Origin of the sequence: Pseudomonas kurunegalensis, assembly GCF_030291635.1 — a bacterium.
Lineage (GTDB): Bacteria > Pseudomonadota > Gammaproteobacteria > Pseudomonadales > Pseudomonadaceae > Aquipseudomonas > Aquipseudomonas monteilii.
This window is the reverse complement of the sequence record NZ_CP127871.1, coordinates 5,136,412-5,161,340: the sequence shown is the minus strand read 5'-3', so window position 1 is coordinate 5,161,340 and position 24,929 is coordinate 5,136,412. Positions and strand designations below refer to the sequence as shown.

22 protein-coding genes are annotated in these 24,929 nt (G+C 60.8%); 14 read left to right on the top strand and 8 right to left on the bottom strand.

Annotated features, from left to right (window positions below):
• Positions 1-11 precede the first annotated feature (11 nt).
• The 4 genes from QQ992_RS23605 to yaaA form a co-directional block, all read right to left on the bottom strand.
• Positions 12-1,178: an alginate biosynthesis protein Alg44 gene (locus tag QQ992_RS23605; protein WP_286111235.1), complete on the bottom strand. Its 1,167-nt coding sequence runs from the start codon at positions 1,176-1,178 to the stop codon at positions 12-14.
• A gap of 37 nt (positions 1,179-1,215) precedes the next feature.
• A complete protein-coding gene (locus tag QQ992_RS23600; RefSeq protein ID WP_033724073.1) occupies positions 1,216-2,697 on the bottom strand; it encodes a glycosyltransferase family 2 protein in 1,482 nt (493 codons plus the stop codon).
• A gap of 73 nt (positions 2,698-2,770) precedes the next feature.
• Positions 2,771-4,087 carry a nucleotide sugar dehydrogenase gene (locus QQ992_RS23595; RefSeq protein ID WP_016713524.1) on the bottom strand — a complete coding sequence of 439 codons (1,317 nt, stop codon included), beginning with the start codon at positions 4,085-4,087 and terminating at the stop codon, positions 2,771-2,773.
• 1,019 nt (positions 4,088-5,106) lie between these two features.
• Positions 5,107-5,886: a peroxide stress protein YaaA gene (yaaA, locus tag QQ992_RS23590; RefSeq protein WP_286111233.1), complete on the bottom strand. Its 780-nt coding sequence runs from the start codon at positions 5,884-5,886 to the stop codon at positions 5,107-5,109.
• 138 nt (positions 5,887-6,024) lie between these two features.
• On the opposite strand from yaaA, the gene QQ992_RS23585 reads away from it, so the two are divergent.
• The 5 genes from QQ992_RS23585 to moaE all read left to right on the top strand — a co-directional run bounded on the left by QQ992_RS23585 (position 6,025) and on the right by moaE (position 10,099).
• Positions 6,025-7,161 carry a polysaccharide deacetylase family protein gene (locus QQ992_RS23585; RefSeq protein ID WP_286111231.1) on the top strand — a complete coding sequence of 379 codons (1,137 nt, stop codon included), beginning with the start codon at positions 6,025-6,027 and terminating at the stop codon, positions 7,159-7,161.
• 272 nt (positions 7,162-7,433) lie between these two features.
• Complete coding sequence (locus tag QQ992_RS23580) at positions 7,434-8,828, top strand: PhoH family protein (RefSeq protein ID WP_051098608.1); 1,395 nt, start codon at positions 7,434-7,436, stop codon at positions 8,826-8,828.
• A 106-nt stretch (positions 8,829-8,934) separates the two neighbouring features.
• Positions 8,935-9,405: a cyclic pyranopterin monophosphate synthase MoaC gene (gene moaC, locus QQ992_RS23575; protein WP_286111229.1), complete on the top strand. Its 471-nt coding sequence runs from the start codon at positions 8,935-8,937 to the stop codon at positions 9,403-9,405.
• Positions 9,405-9,650: a molybdopterin converting factor subunit 1 gene (gene moaD, locus QQ992_RS23570; RefSeq protein ID WP_286113996.1), complete on the top strand. Its 246-nt coding sequence runs from the start codon at positions 9,405-9,407 to the stop codon at positions 9,648-9,650. Before moaC ends, moaD begins: the two co-directional genes overlap by 1 nt.
• Before the next feature lie 2 nt (positions 9,651-9,652).
• Entirely contained in the window at positions 9,653-10,099 is a 447-nt protein-coding gene (gene moaE / locus QQ992_RS23565) for a molybdopterin synthase catalytic subunit MoaE (RefSeq protein ID WP_286111228.1), read from the top strand.
• A gap of 161 nt (positions 10,100-10,260) precedes the next feature.
• Here the strand turns inward: moaE and rhlB are convergent, their stop codons facing one another.
• Together rhlB and QQ992_RS23555 are read right to left on the bottom strand one after the other, a co-directional pair.
• Positions 10,261-11,724: an ATP-dependent RNA helicase RhlB gene (gene rhlB / locus QQ992_RS23560; protein WP_286111227.1), complete on the bottom strand. Its 1,464-nt coding sequence runs from the start codon at positions 11,722-11,724 to the stop codon at positions 10,261-10,263.
• Positions 11,725-11,825: 101 nt separating this feature from the next.
• On the bottom strand, positions 11,826-12,482 hold the full coding sequence (locus QQ992_RS23555; protein ID WP_286111226.1) for an alpha/beta hydrolase: 657 nt from the start codon (positions 12,480-12,482) through the stop codon (positions 11,826-11,828).
• 332 nt (positions 12,483-12,814) lie between these two features.
• Between QQ992_RS23555 and QQ992_RS23550 the strand changes: the two genes are divergently transcribed.
• The 4 genes from QQ992_RS23550 to QQ992_RS23535 all read left to right on the top strand — a co-directional run bounded on the left by QQ992_RS23550 (position 12,815) and on the right by QQ992_RS23535 (position 16,972).
• On the top strand, positions 12,815-13,843 hold the full coding sequence (locus tag QQ992_RS23550) for an amino acid ABC transporter substrate-binding protein (protein WP_286111225.1): 1,029 nt from the start codon (positions 12,815-12,817) through the stop codon (positions 13,841-13,843).
• A 67-nt stretch (positions 13,844-13,910) separates the two neighbouring features.
• Complete coding sequence (locus QQ992_RS23545) at positions 13,911-15,089, top strand: amino acid ABC transporter permease (protein ID WP_027615376.1); 1,179 nt, start codon at positions 13,911-13,913, stop codon at positions 15,087-15,089.
• 10 nt (positions 15,090-15,099) lie between these two features.
• Positions 15,100-16,197 (top strand): amino acid ABC transporter permease, encoded by a 1,098-nt coding sequence (locus QQ992_RS23540; RefSeq protein ID WP_016713533.1) that lies wholly within the window; start codon positions 15,100-15,102, stop codon positions 16,195-16,197.
• A gap of 10 nt (positions 16,198-16,207) precedes the next feature.
• Positions 16,208-16,972 (top strand): amino acid ABC transporter ATP-binding protein, encoded by a 765-nt coding sequence (locus QQ992_RS23535; protein ID WP_003251792.1) that lies wholly within the window; start codon positions 16,208-16,210, stop codon positions 16,970-16,972.
• Positions 16,973-17,003: 31 nt separating this feature from the next.
• Here QQ992_RS23535 and algW read toward each other — a convergent pair whose 3' ends face one another.
• Positions 17,004-18,164 (bottom strand): Do family serine endopeptidase AlgW, encoded by a 1,161-nt coding sequence (algW, locus tag QQ992_RS23530; RefSeq protein ID WP_019098030.1) that lies wholly within the window; start codon positions 18,162-18,164, stop codon positions 17,004-17,006.
• A gap of 157 nt (positions 18,165-18,321) precedes the next feature.
• Between algW and QQ992_RS23525 the strand changes: the two genes are divergently transcribed.
• Positions 18,322-19,080, top strand: coding sequence for a Nif3-like dinuclear metal center hexameric protein (locus tag QQ992_RS23525; RefSeq protein ID WP_105945726.1), 759 nt, complete (start codon positions 18,322-18,324; stop codon positions 19,078-19,080).
• 99 nt (positions 19,081-19,179) lie between these two features.
• On the opposite strand, the gene QQ992_RS23520 is transcribed toward QQ992_RS23525, so the two are convergent.
• Positions 19,180-20,537, bottom strand: a protein-coding gene (locus QQ992_RS23520) for an IS3 family transposase (protein ID WP_286110417.1) whose coding sequence is annotated in 2 segments (ribosomal slippage) — positions 19,180-20,069 and positions 20,069-20,537 — 1,359 coding nt in all. Because the reading frame shifts where the segments join, the coding sequence is not laid out codon by codon here.
• 236 nt (positions 20,538-20,773) lie between these two features.
• On the opposite strand from QQ992_RS23520, the gene cysD reads away from it, so the two are divergent.
• The 4 genes from cysD (at position 20,774) to QQ992_RS23500 (ending at position 24,921) form a co-directional block, all read left to right on the top strand.
• Complete coding sequence (gene cysD / locus QQ992_RS23515) at positions 20,774-21,691, top strand: sulfate adenylyltransferase subunit CysD (RefSeq protein ID WP_013974136.1); 918 nt, start codon at positions 20,774-20,776, stop codon at positions 21,689-21,691.
• A 103-nt stretch (positions 21,692-21,794) separates the two neighbouring features.
• Positions 21,795-22,136 carry a four helix bundle protein gene (locus QQ992_RS23510; RefSeq protein ID WP_286111222.1) on the top strand — a complete coding sequence of 114 codons (342 nt, stop codon included), beginning with the start codon at positions 21,795-21,797 and terminating at the stop codon, positions 22,134-22,136.
• Between the two features lie 53 nt (positions 22,137-22,189).
• Entirely contained in the window at positions 22,190-24,091 is a 1,902-nt protein-coding gene (gene cysN / locus QQ992_RS23505; protein ID WP_016713536.1) for a sulfate adenylyltransferase subunit CysN, read from the top strand.
• Positions 24,092-24,288: 197 nt separating this feature from the next.
• On the top strand, positions 24,289-24,921 hold the full coding sequence (locus QQ992_RS23500) for a MerR family transcriptional regulator (protein WP_286111220.1): 633 nt from the start codon (positions 24,289-24,291) through the stop codon (positions 24,919-24,921).
• The last annotated feature ends 8 nt before the right edge of the window (positions 24,922-24,929 follow it).

The window sequence follows — 24,929 nt, the reverse complement described above, 5'->3', positions numbered from 1 at the left end:
CGGTGATCCTCTTACAGCCCACGGGCCACGGCTTTGTCGATCAGCCAGTTCAGCGATGGGCCACGGTCGCTGTTGACCGCCGCCGGGCGACCGGCCAGTTCCGCAGGCAGGCCGCTGTCGGGCTTGATCTGTACGCGAATGTCGGAGGCCAGGTCTTCGCTATTGAGACTGGCGCTGCTGACGATCTGGCCGGTGCGCACTTCGTCTTCGCCGGCCACCTGGAAGTTGACCTGGGTACCTGGCTTGACCTCGTCGAACTGGCGGTAGCTGAAGCGGGCTTCGACCATTGGGGTGGTGGTGCGCGGGATCAGCTGGAAAATCGGCTGGCCCTTGGCGGCATACTGGCCGTCGTCCACCAGCTGGCGGGCGACCACGCAATCGCAGGGGCTGGTCAGGGTGCCGGACAGCTGCTTGCCGAACAGCTCTTCGATCTTCGACGGCTCCAGCTGCGAGTCGTCCAGGTTGCCTTTGAGCATGTCCAGCATGCTGGTGGTGAAGCTGGCCAGTGGCGCACCCTTGGCGATCTGCCCACCGCCCTCGACCAGGCTGCTCACGGTGCCGTCGCGCGGCATGGTGACGGTGGTGGTGGGCACGGCGACCACGCCCGCTTCGGCATGGCTGACGAAGTACATGCCGTACAGCGACTTGGCGACAAAGCCGAAAGCCGCGACGCCGACCACGAATACGCCGAGGGTAACGGTGACTGCCTTGAGCCGGCCAAAGGCGCTCAGGCCGGAGCCGCCGTCCTTCTGCTTACGGGCCTTGGTGAAGTTGTCGCGCTGCAGGGTGCTGAGCACGTCGCCGATGCTGATCAGCTCACCCGACAAGTGACTGGTGATGATGTGCCGCAGCGTGGCGATGTCGCGGGGTTCGAGGTTCTGGAACTGCGCACCGGTACGGCCGCTGCTCGGGTTGTACGAGCGCACCTGGAACTCGATGTCGATCGAAAGGCCCAGGTTGTCGACCACGAACTGCAGGCGCCCGCGCAGCACATCGCCCACCGACAGCGGCTGCTTGGTGTGGAAGCTCAGGCCACCGGCAGACAGGTCGTCGACCTTCACTTCGTGGGTCTGGCGCTGGGCGTCCAGGAAACGCAGCTTGGCGGGAATGCGCACCCGGGCGTGTTGGCGCTGGGCTTCGGACTCATGCACGACATTGACGTTCACGGCGGTATTCATGGTGGTTTGTTCCTGTTAGATCCGATCCGGGTTGGGCTCACACGACCATGAACAGCACAGCAACGAAGATGCTGGCCGCCGAGAAGGTCATGGTCCGCGAGGACCAGGTGTTGAACCATTGTTGAAAGCTGGCGAGGTCACGCTTGAGGGCAGTGGGCTGACGCGTCCACGACTGCTTGTCGAGGCGGAAGAACACGTAGATCTTCATCAGCGCGCCGATGATCTGGTTGTAATAGAGAATCAGCGGATAGGCCGGGCCCACGTTGTGGCCGGAGCACAGCAGCATGACGGTGAGGATCAGGCGGGTGATGCCGATCCACAGCAGGTACACCAGCAGGAAGGCCAGGCCGAACTTGAGGCTGGCGATCACCGCCACGGTCAGCCCCAGCAGGCTGGTCCACATCGACACGCGCTGGTCGAACAGCACGATGCTGGTGAACAGCCCGAGGCGGCCAAGGCCCAGGCCCAGCGCACGGGAGTTCTGCCGCAGGTTGTTGCCGTACCAGCGGTACATCAGCTTGCGGCTCGCCTTGAAGAAGCTTTTTTCTGGCGGGTGCTCGACCGTGTTGATGGCGGCGTCCGGCACGTAGAAGGTGTCGTAGCCCAGGCGCATCAGGCTGAACCAGCTGGACTTGTCGTCACCGGTGAGGAACTTGAAGCGGCCCAGGCGCCAGTGCATCAGCGAGTCGCTTTCGACGTCGGCAATGAACTCGGGGTTGGTCACCACGCTGGCGCGGAACATCGACATGCGCCCGGTCATGGTCAGCACGCGCTTGCTCAGCGCCATGGAGCACATGTTGATGTGGCGCTGAGCGAAGCGCAGCTTGTGCCACTCGCTCATGATGTAGCCGCCGCGGACTTCGCAGAACTCGTTGGTGGTCAGGCCGCCGACGTTGGGGAACAGCTTGAACCACGGCACGGTCTTGCGGACCACGCCATCGGCCAGCACGGTGTCGCCGTCGATCACCGCCACCACGGCGTTTTCATCCGGCAGCATGCGCGAAATGGCACGGAAGCCGTAGGCCAGGCCATCGCGCTTGCCGGTGCCGGCAATGCGCACGATGTCCAGCTTCACATGGGCTGGCGGGTTGTATTTGGCCCACAGGCTTTTCACCAGCAGTTCATCCGACATTTCCACCAGCGAGCAGACCACGGTGGTGGGGAAGCCGCAGTTGATCGCCTCGCGGATCACCGAGCTGTACACCTGGGCAGTAGTCAGCGCTTCGATGCGAAAGCTGGTCACCATCAGGTACACATGCGACGGGTCGGTGGCATCGCCCATCTTCTGCACTTTGCGGCGCAGGTACGGGTACACGCCGTAGAGGAAGATCATGCCGCGGATGAAATGGGTGGCGCCCATGGAATAGCGCCAGATGCCGACTGCGCCGACCAGGAAGATGAAGTGCTTCGACTGCGAGTCGAAGATATCGGCTGGCAGGGCCAGGGCGATCAGCATGAGCAGGCTCATGTAGAGCAGCCACCCGGCGCACTGCAACAGCACGGTCTGGAGCCTTTGCATGTTCAGCATCCGTCGAGAATTCGGGAAAGGGGGGCGACGCAGGCGGGGAGGCCTGCGTCGCCTGGCCGAGGGCTTACCAGCAGATGCCTTCGGTACGGCTGGTGGTGCAGGTCGGTTTGCTCATGAAACCGACCAGGTCGATCACCTGCTTGCCGGCTGGCGCTTGCTGGGCCAGCGCACGGAACTGCTCGTCACGGTTGCCGAGCACGATGATGTCGGCGTTGTCGATCACCTGCTGGAAGTCGGCGTTGAGCAGCGACGACACATGGGGGATCTTCGACTCGATGTAGTCCTTGTTGGCGCCGTGGACGCGGGCGTACTGGACGTTCTCGTCGTAGATGTCCAGCTGGTAGCCCTTGCCGATCAGGCGCTCGGCCAGCTCTACCAGCGGGCTTTCGCGCAGGTCGTCGGTGCCGGCCTTGAAGCTCAGGCCCAGCAGGGCGACCTTGCGCTTGTCGTGGGCTTCGATCAGTTCGAAGGCGTTCTGTACCTGCGATTCGTTGCTGCGCATCAGCGAGTCGAGCAGCGGTGCACGTACGTCGAGGCTGGCGGCACGGTAGGTGAGGGCGCGTACGTCCTTGGGCAGGCACGAGCCACCGAAGGCGAAACCAGGGCGCATGTAGTACTGGGACAGGTTCAGTACGGTGTCCTGGCAGACCACGTCCATCACTTCGCGGCCATCCACACCTACGGCCTTGGCGATGTTGCCGATTTCGTTGGCGAAGGTGACCTTGGTGGCGTGCCACACGTTGCAGGTGTACTTGATCATCTCGGCCACTTCGATCGGCTTGCGGATCACCGGGGCATCGAGTTCTTCGTACAGGGCCTGCAGGATGTCGCCGCTGGCGCTGTCCAGTTCGCCGATGACGGTCATCGGTGGCTGGTCGTAGTCCTTGATCGCGGTGCTTTCACGCAGGAATTCCGGGTTGACCGCCACGCCGAAGTCGACGCCGGCCTTTTTGCCCGAGCAGTCTTCGAGAATCGGAATGACCACGTTCTTGACGGTGCCTGGCAGCACGGTGCTGCGCACCACGATGGTGTGGCGGCGGGTGGTGTCACGTAGCACGTAGCCGATTTCGCGGCACACCGACTCGATGTACTCCAGGCCCAGGTCGCCGTTTTTCTTGCTGGGGGTACCCACGCAAATCATCGACACGTCGCTGGCACGGATGGCTTCGGCGAAGTCGGTGGTACCGCGCAGGCGGCCATTGGCGATGCCCTGTTGCAGCAGTGCTTCCAGGCCAGGTTCGACGATGGGCGACTTGCCCTGGTTGATCAGGTCGATCTTGGTGCTGGACACGTCCACACCGATCACTTCATGGCCACGCGCCGTCAGGCAGCCTGCACAGACTGCACCCACATAACCCAAACCAAAGATGCTGATACGCATCGCTATCACCTCATGTGTTTATCACGCCGACGCTTACCAGAAGTGCCGGCCGGGTTGATTAACAACAGTTTTCGGGCGCACGGATCCATGGCGAATGCACACTTCGCCGAGCGCAGGCAAAATAAATCCAGAGCGCAAAAAGTTATGCACTCAAAGTTGGCAGTAAAAAGCCATCAAGTAAAAAACGTGCCCTGAAATGCAGCCGTCTTTATTGCAATACGCTACTTGGCGCGTTGCTGTGCTTGTTTTTTCAAGTGGAAAAATCCTTTGAAATCAACCACTAGGACGATTCGTAAGGGGCGCGTCTCTCCTGCATGGACAGGGTTGCGGGGTTTCCGTGATACCTGTCGAAGTTATCAAGGCGGGTAGTGGATACCTGCCCGTGTCATCTGTAAGTCATCTCGCACAACCCGGAGGCAGGAAATTCGTTACGGCACTATGAGCGGCAGGTCGCAGGAGAAGTTCCTGAGTGGGTTTCAGCCGGATGAAAGATTTCTAAATATTTTTTCAGTGGCGGACAGTTTCAATTTGATAGCACGCAAGTGTTTGGTCCCCGTATATAAAGGACGAAACTGTTGCTAGATGTTTTTATGCCAGTATCGAAAAATATTTTTCAAAAAACGTCAAAAAAGCTATGAACGGTCTTATGGCGTTTTGCGATAAGGGTAGGCGTGGTGATTTTTTGGCGTCAAAAAATGGTCTTTTTTGTGGTGGGTTCGCAGGTCATTCAAGGAGGGAGGTAGAGGGGTAGGCCTTGAGAGGGTCTTCGCCCATGAAATCGAGCGCCGCCCACGCGGCGCATCGCGAGCAAGCTCGCTCCTACATTTGTTTCGGGCCAGTGTCGCCTGTGCCAATGCGTGCGACCGCCTTGTTTGTACGACGCGATATCGAGCCATGCGCCAGAGCGTTCGCGCGCAAATCCCGCAGGAGAAATTGGCCCGAAACAGATGTAGGAGCGAGCTTGCTCGCGATGCGCCGCGCGGGCGGCGCTCGATCTCAAGAGCAGCGCAAATGCCGGATCAATCGCCCGGGTGATCCCGCAAAAACACCAGATGATCAGCCTTGGACTGCTCGGCATTGTAGTAGTACCCCTGCACGTCAAACTGCTTGAGCTGCTCCGGGTCGCTGATGCGTTGCTCGATGACAAAGCGGCTCATCATGCCGCGAGCTTTCTTGGCGTAGAAGCTGATGATCTTGTACTGGCCGTTCTTCAGGTCCTTGAAGTCGACGTTGATCACCCGGGCCTTCAATGCGCTGCGTTTCACCGCACTGAAGTACTCGTTGCTGGCCAGGTTCAGCAGCACGTCATCACCCTGCTCGGCCAGGGCCTGGTTCAGCCACTCGCTGATGCGCGTGCCCCAGAAGGCATACAGGTCCTTGCCGCGGGCGTTGGCCAGCTTGGTGCCCATTTCCAGACGATAGGGCTGCATCAGGTCGAGCGGCCGCAGCAGGCCGTACAGGCCCGAGAGCATGCGCAGATGGTCTTGCGCATAGCTGAAGTCGTCTTCACCTAGGCTCTCGGCGTCGAGGCCGGTGTACACGTCACCCTTGAACGCCAGCAGCGCCTGCTTGGCATTGGCGGGGGTGAAGTCCGGCGTCCAGCTGCCGAAGCGGGCGGCATTCAGGCCGGCGAGTTTGTCGGACAGGTGCATCAGGTCACTGATCTGCGCTGGCGACAGTTCGCGCAGCTGCTGGATCAGTTCCTGAGAGTCGTCCAGGTACTGGGGCAGGGTGAAACGCTCGGTCACCGGTGGGGTGTCGTAATCGAGGGTCTTGGCGGGGGAAATCACCGTCAGCATCGGGTCGGCTCCTGGCATCGTTGGCCGTGGATTCTACGGGGTGGGCGGTGCAAGTCCAAACTATGGCGACGATAGTCACAGACCATGGGGCGGTGCAGGCGCTATAGTTCGCGTTTTGCCGTTGCGGAGCCTTCCACCGTGCGCATCGCCTTTGCCTTGCTGGCCGCTCTGTTGAGCTGTGCCGTGCAAGCCGCCCCTTCGCCCCAGGTCAGCCTGGACCGCAGCCTGTGGCCCGAACAGCTGGATAGCCCCGCGCTGTTCGATGTGGCCTCGCGGGCCGAGATCCTGTCGTTCGCCCAGGTGCTGTATGAAAGCGAACAGTTGGACGATGCGGCGCTGGCGGCGCGGCTGGGGTTGCGGCAGATCAATCTGCAGAAGGTGCGCCAGGTGCGGGCGCGCATGTGGCAGCGGTTATCGGAGGGTTATCAACAGGCGCAGCGCAGTTGCGAGCAGGATGCATCGTTTTGCTATCCGGTAACTTCCATGGCGGATTTGCGTACTCAGGCGGCAACGTTCGCTGCTGATGTCGGCACGTTCTATACCGGTTGGATCGAACCGAGCCATCAGTTCCATGTGCGCTACCTGGACGAACAACTGCGCAAGGCGGCACTGCTGCCGCAAACCAGCAGTGAGGTCGAGCGGCTGTCTTCGCGCGAGCGCAATGGTGATGAGCTGAACGACCGCATGTTCCTGCTGACCTTCGTTGGCGGGCCTGGGCCGGACGACGGGAATACCGACATGCTGACGGATTACCTGCGTCGGCAGAAGCTTCAGGGCACCTTCTTCGTGCTGGGTAACCGCCTGCAACAACGCCGTGATGCGGGGGCGGCGAATGCCGTGCGCCAACTGTATCGCGGACAGTGCGTGGGTATTCAAGGCTGGGAATACCGCTCCCATGCCCAGTGGACGGATTGGCAGGACTCGCTGCGACGTAGCCAGGCGCGGGTGCAGGCTGACCTGCCAGAACAATATGTGCCGCTGTTCCGCCCGCCTTATGGCCAACGCCGTGCCGATGGCGAGGCGTTCATGGCTAGCCAGCAGTTGCGGGTATCGCTGTGGGATATCGATGCCCAGGACGATGGCGCTTTGAGCGCCGAGGCCTCGGCGCAGCGGGTACTGACCCTGATGCTGTTGTGGCGCAAAGGGGTAATCCAGTTCCACGACAGCCTGCCCAAGGCCCAGCCGGCGGTGGAATGGTTGCTGCGCAACACCGCCCAAAGCGGGATTGGCTGGGAAGATTGCCGGGAATATGGATATAGCGAACAAGGGGTATGACTTCTGAGCGTAGTCCCCTCTGGCCTCGCCGCCAAGGCCTCTTCGTCAATCGGAAAAATAAACTTCAAAAAGACGTAAAAATGCTTTTTTCGGTCATGGCTTTTGCGGTATGAAGAAACCAGACAGCCGATTCCTGCAGCACAGGTGGCGTCATCCAGGCCCACCTAGCCAGGTTCGCTTCCCGCCCGTAACAACGCGGATACGGGGAGAGCGGTAGTCACTTTGCGGCGCAACAGACCGCGCCGTATGGCTTCGACATAAGGTGACCGAGTATGGATGACCAAGGACGCAACCCTTCCTCCAGCAAGCCAATCCTCTATGTGCTCGATACCAACGTCCTGATTCACGACCCCAACGCGTTACTGAACTTCGAGGAGCACCACGTCGCCATCCCGATGACGGTGCTGGAGGAACTCGACAAGCTCAAGACCGGCAAGCAGACCATCGCCGCAGAATGCCGCCAGGCCATCCGCCTGATCGACCAGACCCTCGGTGACGCTTCACCCAGCGATGTCGAGCAGGGTGTGCCGATCCAGCGTAACAAGAGTGGGCCCAAGGGCTTCCTGTCGATCCTGATGAGCCCGCGCAACGAACCGAGCAAGTTGCTGCCGGAAAACCTCAACGACAACATCATCATCAACACCCTGCTTGAAGTACGCAGCCGGCGCACCGACCTGGACGTGGTGCTGGTCACCAAAGACATCAACATGCGCCTGAAGGCGCGCGCCTGCGGCATTGCGGCCGAGGACTACAGCACTGACCAGCTGGTCGATGACGTGTCCTTGCTGTCCAAGGGCTACCATTCGGTTACTGGCTCGTTCTGGGACCGTGTGAGCAAGGTCGATACCCGCCAGGAGCGCGGCCGTACCTGGCATCGGGTGCAGATGATCGACAACCTGCCAGCCGTGCACATCAACGAGTTCATCATTGATGAGCAGGGCTTCGTCGGCTGGATAAAAGGCATCCGCAACGACGAACTGCTGCTGCTCGACCTGCACCAGGAACCGCTGTTGCACCAGGAGGCCTGGGGCCTGAAACCGCGTGACATCCACCAAAGCCTGGCGCTGTTCGCCCTGCTCGACCCGGATATCCACCTGGTCAACCTGACCGGCGCCGCCGGTTCCGGCAAGACCATCCTGGCCTTGGCCGCGGCCATCGAGCAGACCATGGTCAGCAAGCGCTACCGGCGCATCATCGCCACCCGCAGCGTGCAGGGGCTGGACCAGGAAATCGGCTTCCTGCCGGGCACCGAGGCCGAGAAGATGGAGCCTTGGCTCGGTGCCATCACCGACAACCTCGAAGCCTTGCACATGGATGACGAAAGTACCCATGGCAGTGTGGAGTACATCCTCGAACGCGTGCCGTTGCAGTTCAAGTCGCTTAACTACATTCGGGGTCGCAGCTTCCAGCAGAGCCTGATCCTGATCGACGAGTGCCAGAACCTCACGCCGCACCAGATGAAAACCATCATCACCCGTGCCGGCTCCGGTTCCAAAGTGGTCTGCCTGGGCAACCTGGCGCAGATCGACACCCCCTACCTGTCCGCGACCAGCTCGGGCCTGACCTACCTGACCGAGCGCTTCAAGGACTTCCCCCATGGCGTGCACATCACCCTGCAGGGTGTGCCACGTTCGGTGCTGGCCGAGTACGCCGAGTCGCATCTGTAACCCTCACCGCCGGGCGGTTCGCCGCCCGGCCTCTTCACGCTTGAACCCACTGCTCAAACCTGACCCACAGGTTTACACTGGCTGTTCCCTTCACAGGAGCAGAGCAGTGCTGACACATCTTGATTCTCAGGGGCGGGCCAACATGGTCGACGTCACTGAAAAGGCCGTGACCGAGCGCGAGGCCACCGCCGAGGCGCGGGTGCGCATGTTGCCGCAGACCCTGCAGATGATCGTCGACGGTGAGCATCCCAAGGGCGATGTGTTCGCCGTGGCGCGCATTGCCGGGATCCAGGCGGCGAAGAAAACCAGCGACCTCATCCCGCTGTGCCACCCACTGATGCTGACCAGCGTCAAAGTCGAACTCAGTGCCGAAGGGCAGGAGGCCGTGCGTATCGTCGCCCGCTGCAAGCTCGCCGGGCAGACCGGCGTGGAGATGGAGGCGCTGACTGCTGCCAGCGTTGCCGCGCTGACGATCTACGACATGTGCAAGGCGGTGGACAAGGGCATGGTCATCGAGCAGGTGCGTCTGCTGGAAAAACTCGGCGGCAAGAGCGGTCACTACAAGGTGGAGGCATGATGAAGGTCAAGGTGATGTACTTCGCCCGTTACCGCGAACTGCTGGGTGTTGATGTCGAGCGTGTCGAGGGTGCGTTCAAGGTGGTTGACGATGTGCGCAAGGCATTGGTGGCCAAAGGTGGTCACTATGAGCTGCTGGCCGAGCAGAACCTGATGTGTGCGCGCAACGAAGAGCTATGCAGGCTGGATGAGCCGCTGGAAGAGGGCGATGAAGTGGCATTCTTCCCGCCGGTGACCGGAGGCTGAACATGGCAGTGCGAGTGCAGGAAGGCGCGTTTGACCCGGGGGCCGAGGTCAATGCCATGCATGCGGCCAACGTGGGCGTGGGCGCGGTGGTCGGTTTTGTCGGCTATGTGCGGGATTTCAACGATGGCCGCGAGGTGGCGGGGATGTTCCTGGAGCACTACCCAGGCATGACCGAGAAGGCCTTGGCCAAGATCGTGGTAGAAGCCGAGCAGCGCTGGCCGTTGCTCAAGGTGGAAGTGTTGCACCGCATAGGGGCATTGGAGCCGGGCGAGCCGATTGTGTTCGTGGGGGTGGCCAGTGCTCATCGGCAGGCGGCGTTTGATGCCTGCAATTTCATCATGGACTACCTGAAGACCCGGGCGCCGTTCTGGAAGAAAGAGAATACCCAGGAAGGGCCAAGGTGGGTGGAAGGGAAGCAGAGTGACCTGGATGCCGCTGAGCGCTGGTAGTCAAGGCTGCGCCGATTTCCTGTAGGAGCGGCCTTGTGTCGCGATCGGGCCGCGCAGCGGCCCCAAAATTTCAGCTTTGATGCAGAGATTGCTGGGGCCGCTGCGCGGCCCGATCGCGACACAAGGCCGCTCCTACAGGGGCGGCGCCAGCATTCGGGCAATCAGTGATGTTTGCGCGGCACCGGCTTCAGCAGCTCATCCGGCGGCATCTCGCACTTGATCTTGCGCCCCAGCAGTTCTTCGATCGCTGGCAGCTGGTAGGAGTCATCCTCCCCGGCAAAGCTGATCGACACGCCGCTGGTCCCCGCACGCCCTGTGCGGCCAATGCGGTGCACGTAGTCATCCGGGTCTTCCGGCAGGGTGAAGTTGATCACGTGGCTGATGCCATCAATGTGAATACCACGCCCGGCCACATCGGTGGCGACCAACACGGTAATGCGCCCTTCGCGGAAGCTTTCCAGGGTACGAATGCGCTTGTGCTGCGGCACGTCGCCCGACAGCTGGGCGGCATTGATGCCGTCGCGTACCAGTTTTTCCTCGATGCGCCGCACTTCGTCCTTGCGGTTGGCAAACACCATCACCCGTTCCCATTTGTTCTGGGTCACCAGGTTGTACAGCAGCTTGTACTTGTCGCTGCCAGCCACGGCATACACGTGCTGCTCGACCGTTTCGCTGGCCACGTTCTCCGGCTCGATCTCGACGATGGCCGGGTTGGTGGTCCACTGCTTGGCCAGGTTCATCACGTCGTCGGTGAAGGTGGCCGAGAACAGCAGGGTCTGGCGCTCGCTTTTCGGCGGCGTCTGGCGAATGATCTGGCGTACCTGCGGGATGAAGCCCATGTCGAGCATGCGGTCGGCTTCGTCCAGCACCATCACCTCGACCATGTCCAGGTGCACTTCGCCGCGCTGGTTGAAGTCCAGCAGGCGACCCGGGGTGGCGACCAGAATGTCGCAGTGGCGCGCTTCCAGGGCCTTGAGCTGCTTGTCGAAGTCCATGCCGCCGACGAAGCTCATCACGTTCAGACCGGTGTACTTGGTCAGGGCGATGGCGTCCTTGGCGATTTGCACCACGAGCTCGCGGGTGGGCGCGATGATCAGCGCGCGCGGTTCACCCATGTAACGCTCTTTGGGCGGCGGCGTCTGCTGCAGCTGGGAAATGATCGAAATCAGGAACGCGGCGGTTTTGCCGGTACCGGTCTGCGCCCGGCCGATGGCGTCCTGGCCACGCAGGGTGTAACCCAGCACCTGCGCCTGGATCGGCGTGCAGTACGGGAAGCCCAGGTCGTGGATGGCGTGCATCAGCTCGTTGGACAGCTTGAAGTCGTGGAAGCGGGTTTTGCCTTCCTGCGGCTCGACCACGAAGTCTTCCGGCTTCCACAGGCTGGCCTGCGGCTTGGGCTTGCGCTCGCGACGTGGTTTTTCCTTGGCCGGGGTGTCGGCGGCTGGCATAGCGGCGGTGGGCTGTTCGGCCTTTGGGGCAGGTTTGGCGCGTGGGGCGGCCGGTTTGGGCGCGGGCCGGGCCTCTGCAGCAGGGGCGGGCGCAGGCGGCGTCACACTGGCAGCAGGAGCGGCGGCCTGTGGCGCGGCGTCTCCCTTGCCGAATATTTTCTTGAGTGCCTTGAGCACGATCGTCTCATCAACTGGTTAAGGAATGTACGCCGGGCAGTGTAAAGCAAGAACCGGGCGCGGCGTAGTGGAATAGCCCTACAACTACAGGCGGTGCTGGCTTATTGCAGTTGCTTGGCCAGCCATTCGTGGATGTCGTTCAGCTCCTCGACCACCACCTCGTGCTCCATCGGGTACTCGTGCCAGCGGGCGGCCACGCCCCAGGTGTTCAGGTACTCGAAGGCGGTGCGGCCCATGGACGGGATTACCACCGGGTCGTGCACGCCGTGCAGGCACAGAGCCGGGGTGCGTTGCTGGCACGCACTCAACTGGTGCTGGTCGTTGAAGGTGGGGGCATAAGTGGACAGGGCAATCACCCCGCCCAGTGCTTCTTGCCACTTTATATAGGCAGTGTGCAGCACCACCGCGCCACCCTGGGAGAAACCGGCCAGGAAGATACGCGACAGGTTGATGCCTTTGGCCTGCTCGGCCTTGATCAGGGCAATCACCTGATCGGCCGATTCCTCCAGCTGCGCTTCGTCAATGGCGCGGGCCGGGGTCATGGCCTTGATGTCGTACCAGCTGGGCATGGCGTAGCCGCCATTGATGGTCACCGGGCGGGTTGGGGCCTGGGGCATGATGAAGCGGGTGGTGGCCAGGCGCTCCTGCATGAATTCGGCCACAGGTAGGAAGTCGTAACGGTCTGCACCCAGACCGTGCAACCAGATCACACAGGCGTCAGCGGTTTTCTGCGGTTCGAGAATCAGCGGGTTGGTCATGACTGCTCCGAAAGTGTGCGGGTCTTGTTATGGCGTGCGTGAAAAGAAGGCACTGGAAATGATTGTCGGAAAAAGAATGTCGCAACGATACAACTTTCCCTACTTGACGAGCGCTTAAACGCTACAGCCAGAAATTTTGGTACGCGCTTTGCAATTCAACCTGTGATGCAAAGGGCAGGCCGTGACGGTAACACCCTTTGCACGCGAAGGCTGTCATAGAACAGCCCATTGCGCCAATTGACCCAATAACAAGCCAATACGGGTCGGATACGCCTCAAAAGGGTGCGGTGCAATTCCGGCTCGATACAACAAGAGCGATTTGGAGGTTGTGAATGAAGATGTTGAAAACCACCCTGGCAGTCCTGACCGCTGCCGCCGCGCTGGGCGCCGTGAGCAACGCCCAGGCTGGCGCCACCCTCGATGCGGTAAAGAAGAAGGGCTTCGTCCAGTGTGGCGTGAGCGACGGTCTTCCGGGCTTCTCGGTCCCTGATGCGCAGGGCAAGATCGTCGGTATCGACGCCGACGTGTGCCGCGCCGTGGCCGCCGCCGTGTTCGGCGACGCGACCAAGGTCAAGTTCAGCCAGCTCAACGCCAAGGAACGCTTCACCGCCCTGCAGTCGGGCGAAGTGGACGTGCTGTCGCGCAACACCACCTGGACCAGCTCGCGCGATGCCGGCATGGGCCTGGTGTTTGCCGGTGTTACCTACTATGACGGCGTTGGCTTCCTGGTCAACAAGAAGCTGGGTGTTTCCAGCGCCAAGGAACTCGATGGCGCGACCATCTGTATCCAGGCCGGTACCACCACCGAGCTGAACGTGTCGGACTTCTTCCGCGCCAATAACCTCAAGTACACGCCGATCACCTTCGACACCTCGGACGAAAGCGCCAAGTCCCTGGAATCGGGCCGTTGCGACGTGCTGACCTCGGACAAGTCGCAGCTGTTCGCCCAGCGCTCCAAGCTGGCCGCGCCGACCGAGTACGTGGTGCTGCCGGAGACCATCTCCAAGGAGCCACTGGGCCCGGTGGTGCGTAAAGGCGACGAAGAATGGTTCAGCATCGTCAAGTGGACCCTGTTCGCCATGCTCAACGCCGAAGAGGCGGGCATCACCTCGAAGAATGTCGAGGCTGAAGCCAAAGGTACCAAGAACCCGGACGTCGCCCGCCTGCTGGGCGCGGATGGTGAGTACGGCAAGGACCTCAAGCTGCCCAAAGACTGGGTAGTGCAAATCGTGAAGCAAGTCGGCAACTACGGCGAAGTGTTCGAGAAGAACCTGGGCCAGAGCACCGACCTGAAGATCGACCGTGGCATGAACGCCCTGTGGAACAACGGCGGCATCCAGTACGCGCCACCTGTGCGCTGATGGCTGCACCCTGCGGCGGCATCCCGCCGCCGCAGGCTGTTCGAATCCCTACTGTCCGGGGCACTTCATGCAAAATCAAATCGGCGCACCCAAGGGCTTGTCCCTTAACGATCCGCGTGTGCGCGCGTGGCTGTTCCAGATCCTCACGATCGTTTTCGTGGTCGGCCTGGGCTGGTACCTGTTCCACAACACGCAAACCAACCTGCAACACCGGGGGATTACCTCGGGCTTCGACTTTCTCGACCGCAGTGCCGGCTTCGGCATCGCCCAGCACCTGATTCCCTATGTGGAATCCGACAGCTACGCGCGGGTGTTCGTCATCGGCCTGCTCAATACCCTGCTGGTGACCTTCATCGGTGTCATTCTGGCGACGATCCTGGGGTTCATCATCGGTGTGGCACGGCTGTCGCCTAACTGGATGATCAACAAGCTGGCGACCGTGTATGTGGAAACCTTCCGCAACATTCCGCCGTTGTTGCAGATCCTGTTCTGGTACTTCGCCGTGTTTCTGACCCTGCCGGGACCGCGGGGTAGCATCAACATCGACGACACCTTCTTTATCAGTAACCGTGGCCTGAACATGCCCGGCGCTTCGATGGCCGACGGCTTCTGGCCGTTCGTCGTTGCCTTGGCCGTGGCGGTGGTGGCGATCGTGGTGATGGTGCGTTACGCCAACAAGCGCTTCGACGAGACCGGCGTGCCGTTTCACAAGTTCTGGGTGGGGCTGGCGTTGTTCGTCGCCATTCCGGGCTTGAGCGTGCTGCTGTTCGGTAGCCCGGTGACCTGGGAAGTGCCGCAACTGAAAGGCTTCAACTTCGTCGGTGGCTGGGTATTGATCCCCGAACTGCTGGCACTGACCCTGGCCCTGACGATCTATACGGCCGCTTTCATTGCCGAAATCGTGCGTTCCGGCATCCGTTCGGTCAGCCACGGCCAGACCGAAGCCGCACGCTCGCTGGGCCTGCGCGAGGGGCCGACCCTGCGCAAGGTGATCATCCCCCAGGCACTGCGGGTGATCATTCCGCCGCTGACCAGCCAATACCTGAACCTGGCGAAGAACTCGTCGCTGGCGGCCGGTATCGGCTACCCGGAGATGGTCTCGCTGTTCGCCGGTACCGTGCTCAACCAGACCGGCCAGGCCATCGAGGTGATTGCGATCACCATGAGTGTCTATCTCGCCATCAGCATCAGCATTTCGCTGCTGATGAACTGGTACAACAAGCGCATTGCGCTGATCGAGCGGTGAGGATACGCCCGTGAATGCCCATGTTTTCAAACCCGACATGCCGCCACCGGTGAAAACCGTCGGCGTGCTCGCATGGATGCGTGCCAATCTGTTTTCCAGCTGGCTCAACACGCTGCTGACCCTGTTTGCCATCTACCTGGTGTGGTTGATCGTGCCGCCGCTTATCCAGTGGGCGTTGATCGACGCCAACTGGGTCGGCACCACCCGTGCCGACTGCACCAAGGAAGGCGCCTGCTGGGTGTTCGTGCAGCAGCGCTTCGGCCAGTTCATGTACGGCTATTACCCGGCTGAGTTGCGCTGGCGCGTGGACCTGACCGTGTGGCTTGCCGTGCTCGGCGCTGCACCGCTGTTCATCAAGCGCTTCCCGCGCAAGGCCTTCTATGGCCTGGGGTTCCTGGTGCTGTACCCGATCCTGGCCTACACCCTGCTGCATGGCGGCGTGCTTGGCCTGGAAACCGTGGCCACCAGCCAGTGGGGCGGGCTGATGCTGACCCTGGTGATCGCCACCGTGGGTATCGTTGGCGCCTTGCCGCTGGGCATCCTGCTGGCCCTGGGCCGGCGTTCGCGGATGCCAGCCGTGAAGGTGGTGTGCGTGACCTTCATCGAGTTCTGGCGCGGCGTGCCGTTGATCACCGTGCTGTTCATGTCATCGGTGATGCTGCCGTTGTTCCTGCCTGAAGGCATGAGCTTCGACAAGCTGCTGCGGGCGATGATCGGCGTGATCCTGTTCCAGTCGGCGTACATCGCCGAAGTGGTACGCGGGGGCCTGCAAGCCATTCCCAAGGGCCAGTACGAAGCCGCTGCGGCCATGGGCCTGGGCTACTGGCGCGCGATGGGCCTGGTGATTCTGCCGCAGGCGCTCAAGCTGGTTATTCCCGGCATCGTCAATACCTTCATTGCCCTGTTCAAGGACACAAGCCTGGTGATCATCATCGGCCTGTTCGACCTGCTGAACAGCGTCAAGCAAGCCGCCGCCGACCCGGCCTGGCTGGGCATGGCCACCGAGGGCTATGTGTTCGCCGCCCTGGTGTTCTGGATTTTCTGTTTCGGTATGTCCCGCTACTCCATGCACCTGGAGCGCAAGCTGGACACTGGCCACAAGCGTTAGGAGTTTCGAAATGAGTGAAGCGATCAAGCAGCCTGCTGGCCCCGAAGGCATCATCCAGATGCAGGGTGTGAACAAGTGGTATGGCCAGTTCCATGTGCTCAAGGACATCAACCTGAACGTGCGCCAGGGCGAGCGTATCGTACTGTGCGGGCCGTCCGGTTCGGGCAAGTCCACCACCATCCGTTGCCTCAACCGCCTGGAAGAACACCAGCAGGGGCGCATCGTGGTGGATGGCGTGGAGCTGACCAACGACCTCAAGCAGATCGAGGCCATCCGCCGCGAGGTGGGCATGGTGTTCCAGCACTTCAACCTGTTCCCGCACCTGAGCATTCTGGAAAACTGCACCCTGGCACCGATGTGGGTGCGCAAGATGCCCCGGCGCAAGGCCGAGGAAATTGCCATGCACTACCTGGAGCGCGTGCGCATTCCAGAGCAGGCGCACAAGTACCCGGGGCAGTTGTCCGGTGGCCAGCAGCAGCGTGTGGCGATTGCCCGTGCGCTGTGCATGAAGCCGAAGATCATGCTGTTCGACGAACCGACCTCGGCGCTGGACCCGGAAATGGTCAAGGAAGTGCTCGATACCATGGTGGGCCTGGCCGAGGATGGCATGACCATGCTCTGTGTAACCCACGAAATGGGCTTTGCCCGCACCGTGGCGAACCGGGTGATCTTCATGGACAAGGGGGAGATCGTGGAGCAGGCGGCGCCGGATGACTTCTTCGACCGGCCGCGCAGTGACCGGACCAAGTTGTTCCTCAGCCAGATCCTGCACTGATGCAAATGGGGCCGCTAAGCGGCCCCATTTTTTACTTCTCTTCTTGTGTGGCTGCCGGAGCAGGTGGTGGCCGCAGCCCCACCTCGGCAATCAGCTTCAATTGCTGCCCATTGCGCATCACCTCGATGGTGATCTTCTCGTTAGGCTTGATCCGCGCCACCTGGTTCATCGACTTGCGCCCGTCGCCGGCCGGTTCGCCGTTGATGCTCAGAATCACATCACCCAGTTGCAGTCCGGCCTTGGCCGCCGGCCCTTCGCGGAATATGCCCGCCACCACGATACCCGGGCGGTCCTTCATGCCGAACGACTCGGCCAGCTCCTGGCTCAGCGGCTGTACTTCGATGCCCAGCCAGCCACGGATCACCTGGCCATGCTCGACGATCGACTTCATTACCTCCAATGCCAGCTTTACCGGGATGGCGAAGCCGATGCCCTGCGAACCGCCCGACTTGGAGAAGATCGCGGTATTGATGCCGACCAGGTTGCCATTGGCATCGACCAAGGCGCCGCCCGAGTTACCTGGGTTGATTGCGGCGTCGGTCTGGATGAAGTCTTCGTAGTTGTTCAGGCCCAGCTGGTTACGGCCGGTGGCGCTGATGATACCCATGGTGACGGTCTGGCCGACGCCGAACGGGTTGCCGATGGCCAGCGACACGTCGCCGATGTGAATGGTGTCGGAACGGCCGATGGTGATCGCCGGCAGGTTCTTCAGGTCGATCTTCAGCACTGCCAGGTCGGTTTCCGGGTCGCTGCCGATCACTCGGGCCAGGGTTTCGCGGCCATCCTTCAAGGCCACGACGATCTGGTCGGCCCCGCTGGTGACATGGTTATTGGTCAGCAGGTAGCCCTCGGGGCTCATGATCACTGCCGAGCCCAGGCTCGACTCCCAGCGGCGCTGCTTGGGCAGGTTGTCGCCGAAGAAGCGGCGGAACTGTGGGTCTTCGAACAATGGGTGGGCGCTTTTGTTCACCACTTTGGTGGTGTACAGGTTGACCACCGCAGGCGCGGCCAGCGTCACCGCGTCGGCGTAAGACACCGGGCCCTGCATGATGCGCGTGGTTTGCGGCGCCTGTTGCAGGTTGACGTCCTGGCTGGGCAGGCCGACCCACTCCGGGAAGCGCTGGATGATCAGCATGGCGATCAGCACGCCGGTGAGCAGGGGCCAGCCAAAGTAACGAAACGCCTTGAACATGAACGAATCCTGGAAAGAGCAGGGGCCATTGGCCGCGCAGTGGGGCATGAGCGCGCGCGATCATACACCGGTTCCCCCAGTGCCGGCGACGGCCCATAATGGCCGGCATTATACGGGCGTTGCGCCCGAGAAAAGCGCAGTTTTCGAGGAGATTTTCATGGCCGTCGCTCTCAACACCCTGGTCGAGGAAGCCGAACGCTACCTGGGCAGCGCGAAGATCCAGGATTATTGCCCCAATGGCCTGCAGGTCGAAGGCCGGCCACAGGTCAGCCGCATCGTCAGCGGTGTTACCGCCAGCCAGGCGTTGCTGGATGCCGCAGTCGAGGCCGAGGCCGACCTGGTACTGGTGCACCATGGTTACTTCTGGAAGGGTGAGAACCCGTGCATCACAGGCATTCGTCAGCGTCGGCTGAAGACCCTGCTGAACAACGATATCAGCCTGCTGGCCTTTCACCTGCCGCTGGATGTGCACCCCGACGTCGGCAACAACGTGCAGTTGGCGCGACAGCTGGACATCACTGTCGAAGGGCCGCTGGACCCGGAAAACCCTAAAGTAGTCGGCCTGGTCGGTTCGCTGGTCGAGCCGATGACGGCCCGCGACTTTGCCCGGCGGGTGCAGGAAGTGCTGGGACGTGAGCCGTTGCTGATCGAAGGCGACGAGATGATCCGTCGGGTCGGTTGGTGCACCGGTGGCGGGCAGGGGTACATCGACACGGCGATTGCGGCCGGAGTGGACCTGTACCTGACGGGGGAGGCATCCGAGCAGACCTACCACAGTGCACGCGAGAACGGCGTCAGCTTCATCGCGGCCGGGCACCATGCCACCGAGCGTTACGGGGTGCAGGCACTGGGCGATTACCTGGCGCGGCGCTTTGCCGTGGAGCACCTGTTTATCGATTGCCCCAATCCTATCTGACCTTACTGGCCTCATCGCCGGCAAGCCAGCTCCCACAGGTACTGCGCTGGTCTGGAGGCCTATGGGGTCCTTGGACTGCCCCCGAAAAGTTGGACAGTTTCAGCTAGCAGCCGCAGCATGGGTCCTGTATTTCACAGGGCTCATGCCATTGAGCTTTAGCTTGATGCGGTCATGGTTGTAGTAGTGGATGTACTCATCCAGACCAGCTTTCAGTTCTTCAACGCTCTCGAAGCGCTTCGGGTAGAAAAACTCGGACTTAAGCGTACCAAAAAAGCTCTCCATAGCCGCATTATCCAGGCAGTTTCCTTTGCGTGACATGCTCTGCTTCAGCCCTTGCTCTGCCAGCTTGTGGCGGTACTGCGAGTGTTGGTAGTGCCAGCCTTGATCTGAGTGAAGCACCAGTTTCGGCTTGTTTCCCAGGCGCTCGAAGGCCTTGTCCAGCATGTTGGTAACCAGCCCAAGGCACGGCCTGCTGGCCACTTCGTAGGCCACGATTTCGGCGTTGTACAAGTCCATCACAGGGGAGAGATAGATCTTTTCCTGAGCCACTTTGAACTCGGTAACATCGGTCACCCACTTCTGATTCGGGCGCTGCGCGAGGAAGTTTCGCTCCAGCAGGTTGGGCGCGATGGTGCCGACAACCCCCTTGTACGACCGGTACTTTTTTGGCCGTACTAGTGAGCGAAGATCAAGCTCGACCATCAAACGCTCCACCACCTTCTTGTTAACCAAGGTGCCGCCATTGCGGATCACGATTGCAACGCGCCGGTAACCGTATAGCCCTTTTTCCTCGTGATAGACACGCTGAATCATCTGCTTCAGAGCAGCATGCTTGTCAGGTTTGGCCTGCGCTTGAAGCTGGTAATAAAACGTACTGCGTGGCAGATCCGCCAACTGTAGAACGGCGGCCAAGGGAAACCGGTCCTTGAGCGCCGAGACGATCAGGGCTTTTTGGGCTGCCTTCGTTCCTGCTTCTTCAGTTCTTCCAGCTTTTTTAGGTAGGCGTTCTCCATGCGCAGCCACTCAAGCTCGGCCAGCAACTGGTCGCGGCTTTTCTCTGTGTCATCGGAAGTCGTAGGTTTGATGGGATAAGGCTTTTTCGGCATGGCAGCAGGTTTTCTTTTCTTGGGAGCAGGCAGTGCAGGGTCACCACTGTAGTGTTGCCGCGCCCAAATGCCTACCTGCGAGGACTGGCCGAGACCGAAATGGGCGGCGGTCTGACGCAAGGAAAGCTGATGCTTGTGCATGTACTCAAGGACTGAGCACTTGTAGGTCGCACTGTACCGCTGGCCTATTTTGCGCAGACTGAACTGTCCATGTTTCTGGAAGCTTGAGACCCAGCGCCGCAGCAGGCTGAAATCCACGGAAAATCGGCGGGCTACTGTTCGGAAGCCTTCACCACTCTCCAAGTAAGCCTGAACGGCAGTAAGCTTGAATTGGTCTGAATACTTGCTCATGTGGACACCCCAAGAAATTGGATTGGTGTCCAACTTCTTGGGGGCAGTCCACCTTGTGGGAGCTGGCTTGCCGGCGATTGGGCCGCAAAGCGGCCCCATTTCAGCCAAACCCCCAGTCATATCGTTAGACCTTTTCGATCTAGTCCGCCTCCTAAATAGAAGAAGCCGCTGTGATAAAGTGGCTCGCTCGAACACGGCCCGCAGGCCGTCCATAAGATCGTTTTTCGTGAGTAGCCATGGTCGACAAACTGACGCACTTGAAACAGCTGGAGGCGGAGAGCATCCACATTATCCGCGAGGTGGCCGCCGAGTTCGATAACCCGGTGATGCTGTACTCGATCGGCAAGGATTCCGCCGTGATGCTGCACCTGGCGCGCAAGGCCTTCTTCCCGGGCAAGCTGCCGTTCCCGGTGATGCACGTCGACACCCAGTGGAAATTCCAGGAGATGTACAGCTTCCGCGACAAGATGGTCGAGGAAATGGGCCTGGAACTGATCACCCACGTCAACCCCGAGGGTGTGGCGCAGGGCATCAACCCGTTCACCCATGGCAGCTCCAAGCACACCGACATCATGAAAACCCAGGGCCTGAAGCAGGCACTGGACAAGCATGGTTTCGACGCGGCCTTCGGTGGCGCGCGCCGCGACGAAGAGAAGTCGCGGGCCAAGGAGCGTGTGTATTCGTTCCGGGACAGCAAGCACCGCTGGGACCCGAAAAACCAGCGCCCCGAGCTGTGGAACGTGTACAACGGCAAGGTCAACAAGGGCGAGTCGATCCGCGTCTTCCCACTGTCGAACTGGACCGAGCTGGACATCTGGCAGTACATCTACCTCGAAGGCATCCCGATCGTGCCGCTGTACTTCGCCGCTGAGCGCGAAGTGATCGAGAAGAACGGCACCCTGATCATGATCGACGACGAGCGCATCCTCGAGCATCTCACCGATGAAGAGAAAGCGCGCATCGTCAAGAAGAAGGTGCGTTTCCGTACCCTCGGTTGCTACCCGTTGACGGGTGCTGTCGAGTCGGAAGCCGAGACCCTGACGGACATCATTCAGGAAATGCTCCTGACCCGTACGTCCGAGCGCCAGGGCCGTGTCATCGACCACGATGGCGCCGGTTCCATGGAAGACAAGAAACGCCAAGGCTACTTCTAAGCTTCAAGTTACAAGCGGCAAGCTGCAAGCCAGAAGCGGAACGAGTAGCTTCTGATTTTTGTGGATTGCCGCCTGCAGTGCGGGCGCACAGGGAGTGCCTGCAGTGGATTTTGAGAAGTTGCTGGTTTGGAAGAGAAGTAAGAATCTAGCTGTTGAGATGTATCAGGCATTTGCTGGCTGCCGAGATTTCGGATTCAAGTCCCAGATCACCCGCGCAGCAGTTTCTGTCCCGTCCAATATTGCTGAGGGGATGGAGCGCAGTGGATCGCGAGAGAAGGTATGGTTTCTTAGCGTGGCGAAGGCATCCTGCGCAGAGTTGCGGACTCAACTGATCATCGCCAGTGAAATTGGTTACTTGCCTTCTGATTTGGCCAACCTCTGGATTACTGAAACCCGTGAGCTTTCCAGGATGCTTGCAGGGTTGATCAACAAAATTTCTAACTAGCTGTACGCCGACAAGCTTGCTGCTTGAAGCTTACAGCTTGGAGCTTGAATTCGATGAGTCACCAATCTGATCTGATCAGCGAGGACATCCTCGCCTACCTGGCCCAGCACGAGCGCAAGGAACTGCTGCGCTTCCTGACCTGCGGCAACGTTGACGACGGCAAGAGCACCCTGATCGGGCGCCTGCTGCACGACTCGAAGATGATCTACGAGGACCACCTCGAGGCCATCACCCGTGATTCGAAGAAAGTCGGCACCACCGGCGAAGAAGTCGACCTGGCGCTGCTGGTCGATGGCCTGCAGGCCGAGCGCGAGCAGGGCATCACCATCGATGTCGCCTACCGCTACTTCTCCACCGCCAAGCGCAAGTTCATCATTGCCGACACCCCGGGCCACGAGCAGTACACCCGCAACATGGCCACCGGTGCGTCCACCTGCGACCTGGCGATCATCCTGGTCGACGCCCGCTATGGCGTGCAGACCCAGACCCGCCGCCACAGCTACATTGCTTCGTTGCTGGGCATCAAGCACATCGTGGTCGCGGTCAACAAGATGGACCTCAAAGGCTTCGATCAGGACGTCTTCGAGTCGATCAAGGCGGATTACCTGAAGTTTGCCGACGCCATCAACCTGACCCCAAGCAGCCTGCACTTCGTGCCGATGTCGGCGCTCAAGGGCGACAACGTGGTCAACCACAGCGAGCGTTCGCCGTGGTACGCCGGCCCGACGCTGATGGAAATCCTCGAAACCGTCGAAGTGTCGGCCGACCGCAACTTCACCGACCTGCGCTTCCCGGTGCAGTACGTGAACCGCCCGAACCTGAACTTCCGCGGCTTTGCCGGCACCATCGCCAGCGGCGTGGTACACAAGGGCGACGAAATCGTCGTGCTGCCGTCGGGCAAGAGCAGCCGCGTCAAGTCCATCGTCACCTATGAGGGTGAACTGGAAAACGCCGGCCCAGGCCAGGCCGTGACCCTGACCATGGAAGACGAGATCGACATCTCCCGTGGCGACCTGCTGGTACATGCCGACAACGTTCCGCCGGTAACCGACCAGTTCGACGCCATGCTGGTGTGGATGGCCGAAGAGCCGATGCTGCCGGGCAAGAAATACGACATCAAGCGCGCCACCAGCTACGTGCCGGGCTCGATTGCCAGCATCACCCACAAGGTTGATGTGAATACTCTGGAGCAGGGCGCTGCCAGCGCGCTGCAACTGAACGAGATCGGCCGCGTCAAGGTTGCCCTGGACGCTTCGATCGCGCTGGACGGTTACGACAGCAACCGCACCACCGGTGCGTTCATCGTCATCGACCGCCTGACCAACGGCACCGTCGGCGCCGGCATGATCATCGCTCCGCCAGTTCTGCCGCACGGCAGCACTGGTCAGCATGGCAAGCAGGCTCACGTGTCGACTGAAGAGCGCGCACTGCGCTTCGGCCAGCAGCCAGCCACCGTGCTGTTTAGCGGCCTGTCCGGCGCTGGCAAGAGCACCCTGGCCTACGCCGTGGAGCGCAAGCTGTTCGACATGGGCCGTGCGGTGTACGTGCTCGACGGCCAGAACCTGCGCCACGACCTGAACAAGGGCCTACCACAGGACCGCGCCGGCCGCACCGAGAACTGGCGCCGCGCCGCCCATGTGGCGCGCCAGTTCAACGAAGCTGGCCTGCTGACCCTGGCCGCGTTCGTGGCCCCGGATGCCGAAGGCCGCGAGCAGGCCAAGGCCTTGATCGGCAAAGACCGTCTGGTAACCGTCTACGTCCAGGCTTCGCCACTGGCCTGCCGCGAGCGTGACCCGCAAGGCCTGTACGCTGCCGGTGGCGACAACATCCCGGGCGAAAGCTTCCCGTTCGATGTGCCGCTGGATGCGGATCTGGTGATCGACACCCAGTCCACCAGCGTGGATGAAGGTGTGAAGCTGGTGCTGGACGTGCTGCGTCAGCGTGGCGCGATCTAAGCGCTGGCCTGCAATAAAAACCCCGCTTCGGCGGGGTTTTTTATTTCTTGTCCCAAAGGTCTGCTCGGTCCCTTGTAGCGGCGTTGCATCGCGACGCGTAGCGATCTATTTACATATTGACTTGTTGACAAGTTGACAGTGCGTGACTGTAAGCATACTTTGTGTGCAAGAAGGCTGCTCAGGCTGGAGGAGGCCCGATGACAACCGCTACCCACACAGCGACTCACCCTGCATTCGCTTGCCTAGAGGCTGCCAAAGACGCACTAAGACAGCGCTTTGAGGAGCACCTTGCACGTGCGTCGGAAGCTGTAGTGCTGAAAGCCGTGGCCCTCGCCGACGAAAAAGCTTTTGCTGCCCTCGCCAAGGTGGACGTCGAGGCGAAGCGCAGTGTTGCAACGCGCAACCAAGAAGCCATGGCCAAGATGAAGGCTCGCGCGTTCGAGCGTGTGTTCAGCCGTTGCGAATTGCTGGATGCCAGAACGGCCTGCGAAATACTGGGCATCTCCAAGCAGGCGCTCAGCCAGAAGACAAAAGCCGGGAAACTGCTCGTTTACACAAACACTGGCAATCGCAGAAAATACTACCCGTCCTTCCAGTTCACCAAGAACAAGCCGAGACCAATAGTCGACGCGTTGATTCAGTCACTCGAAGTGGACCCTGTTGATACCGAAGCTATGAATTTTCTGGTTCAGCACCTGGTCGGCAACATGGATTATTCAGCGCCCGGTGAACCGAGCAACGTATTGCCACGCTTCCATTTGCTGGATGACACTGCGGCTGTGGAAGTCATCAAACGCGATTTTGTGAACGCATTTGAAGCAGGGCAGTGAAGTCTGAT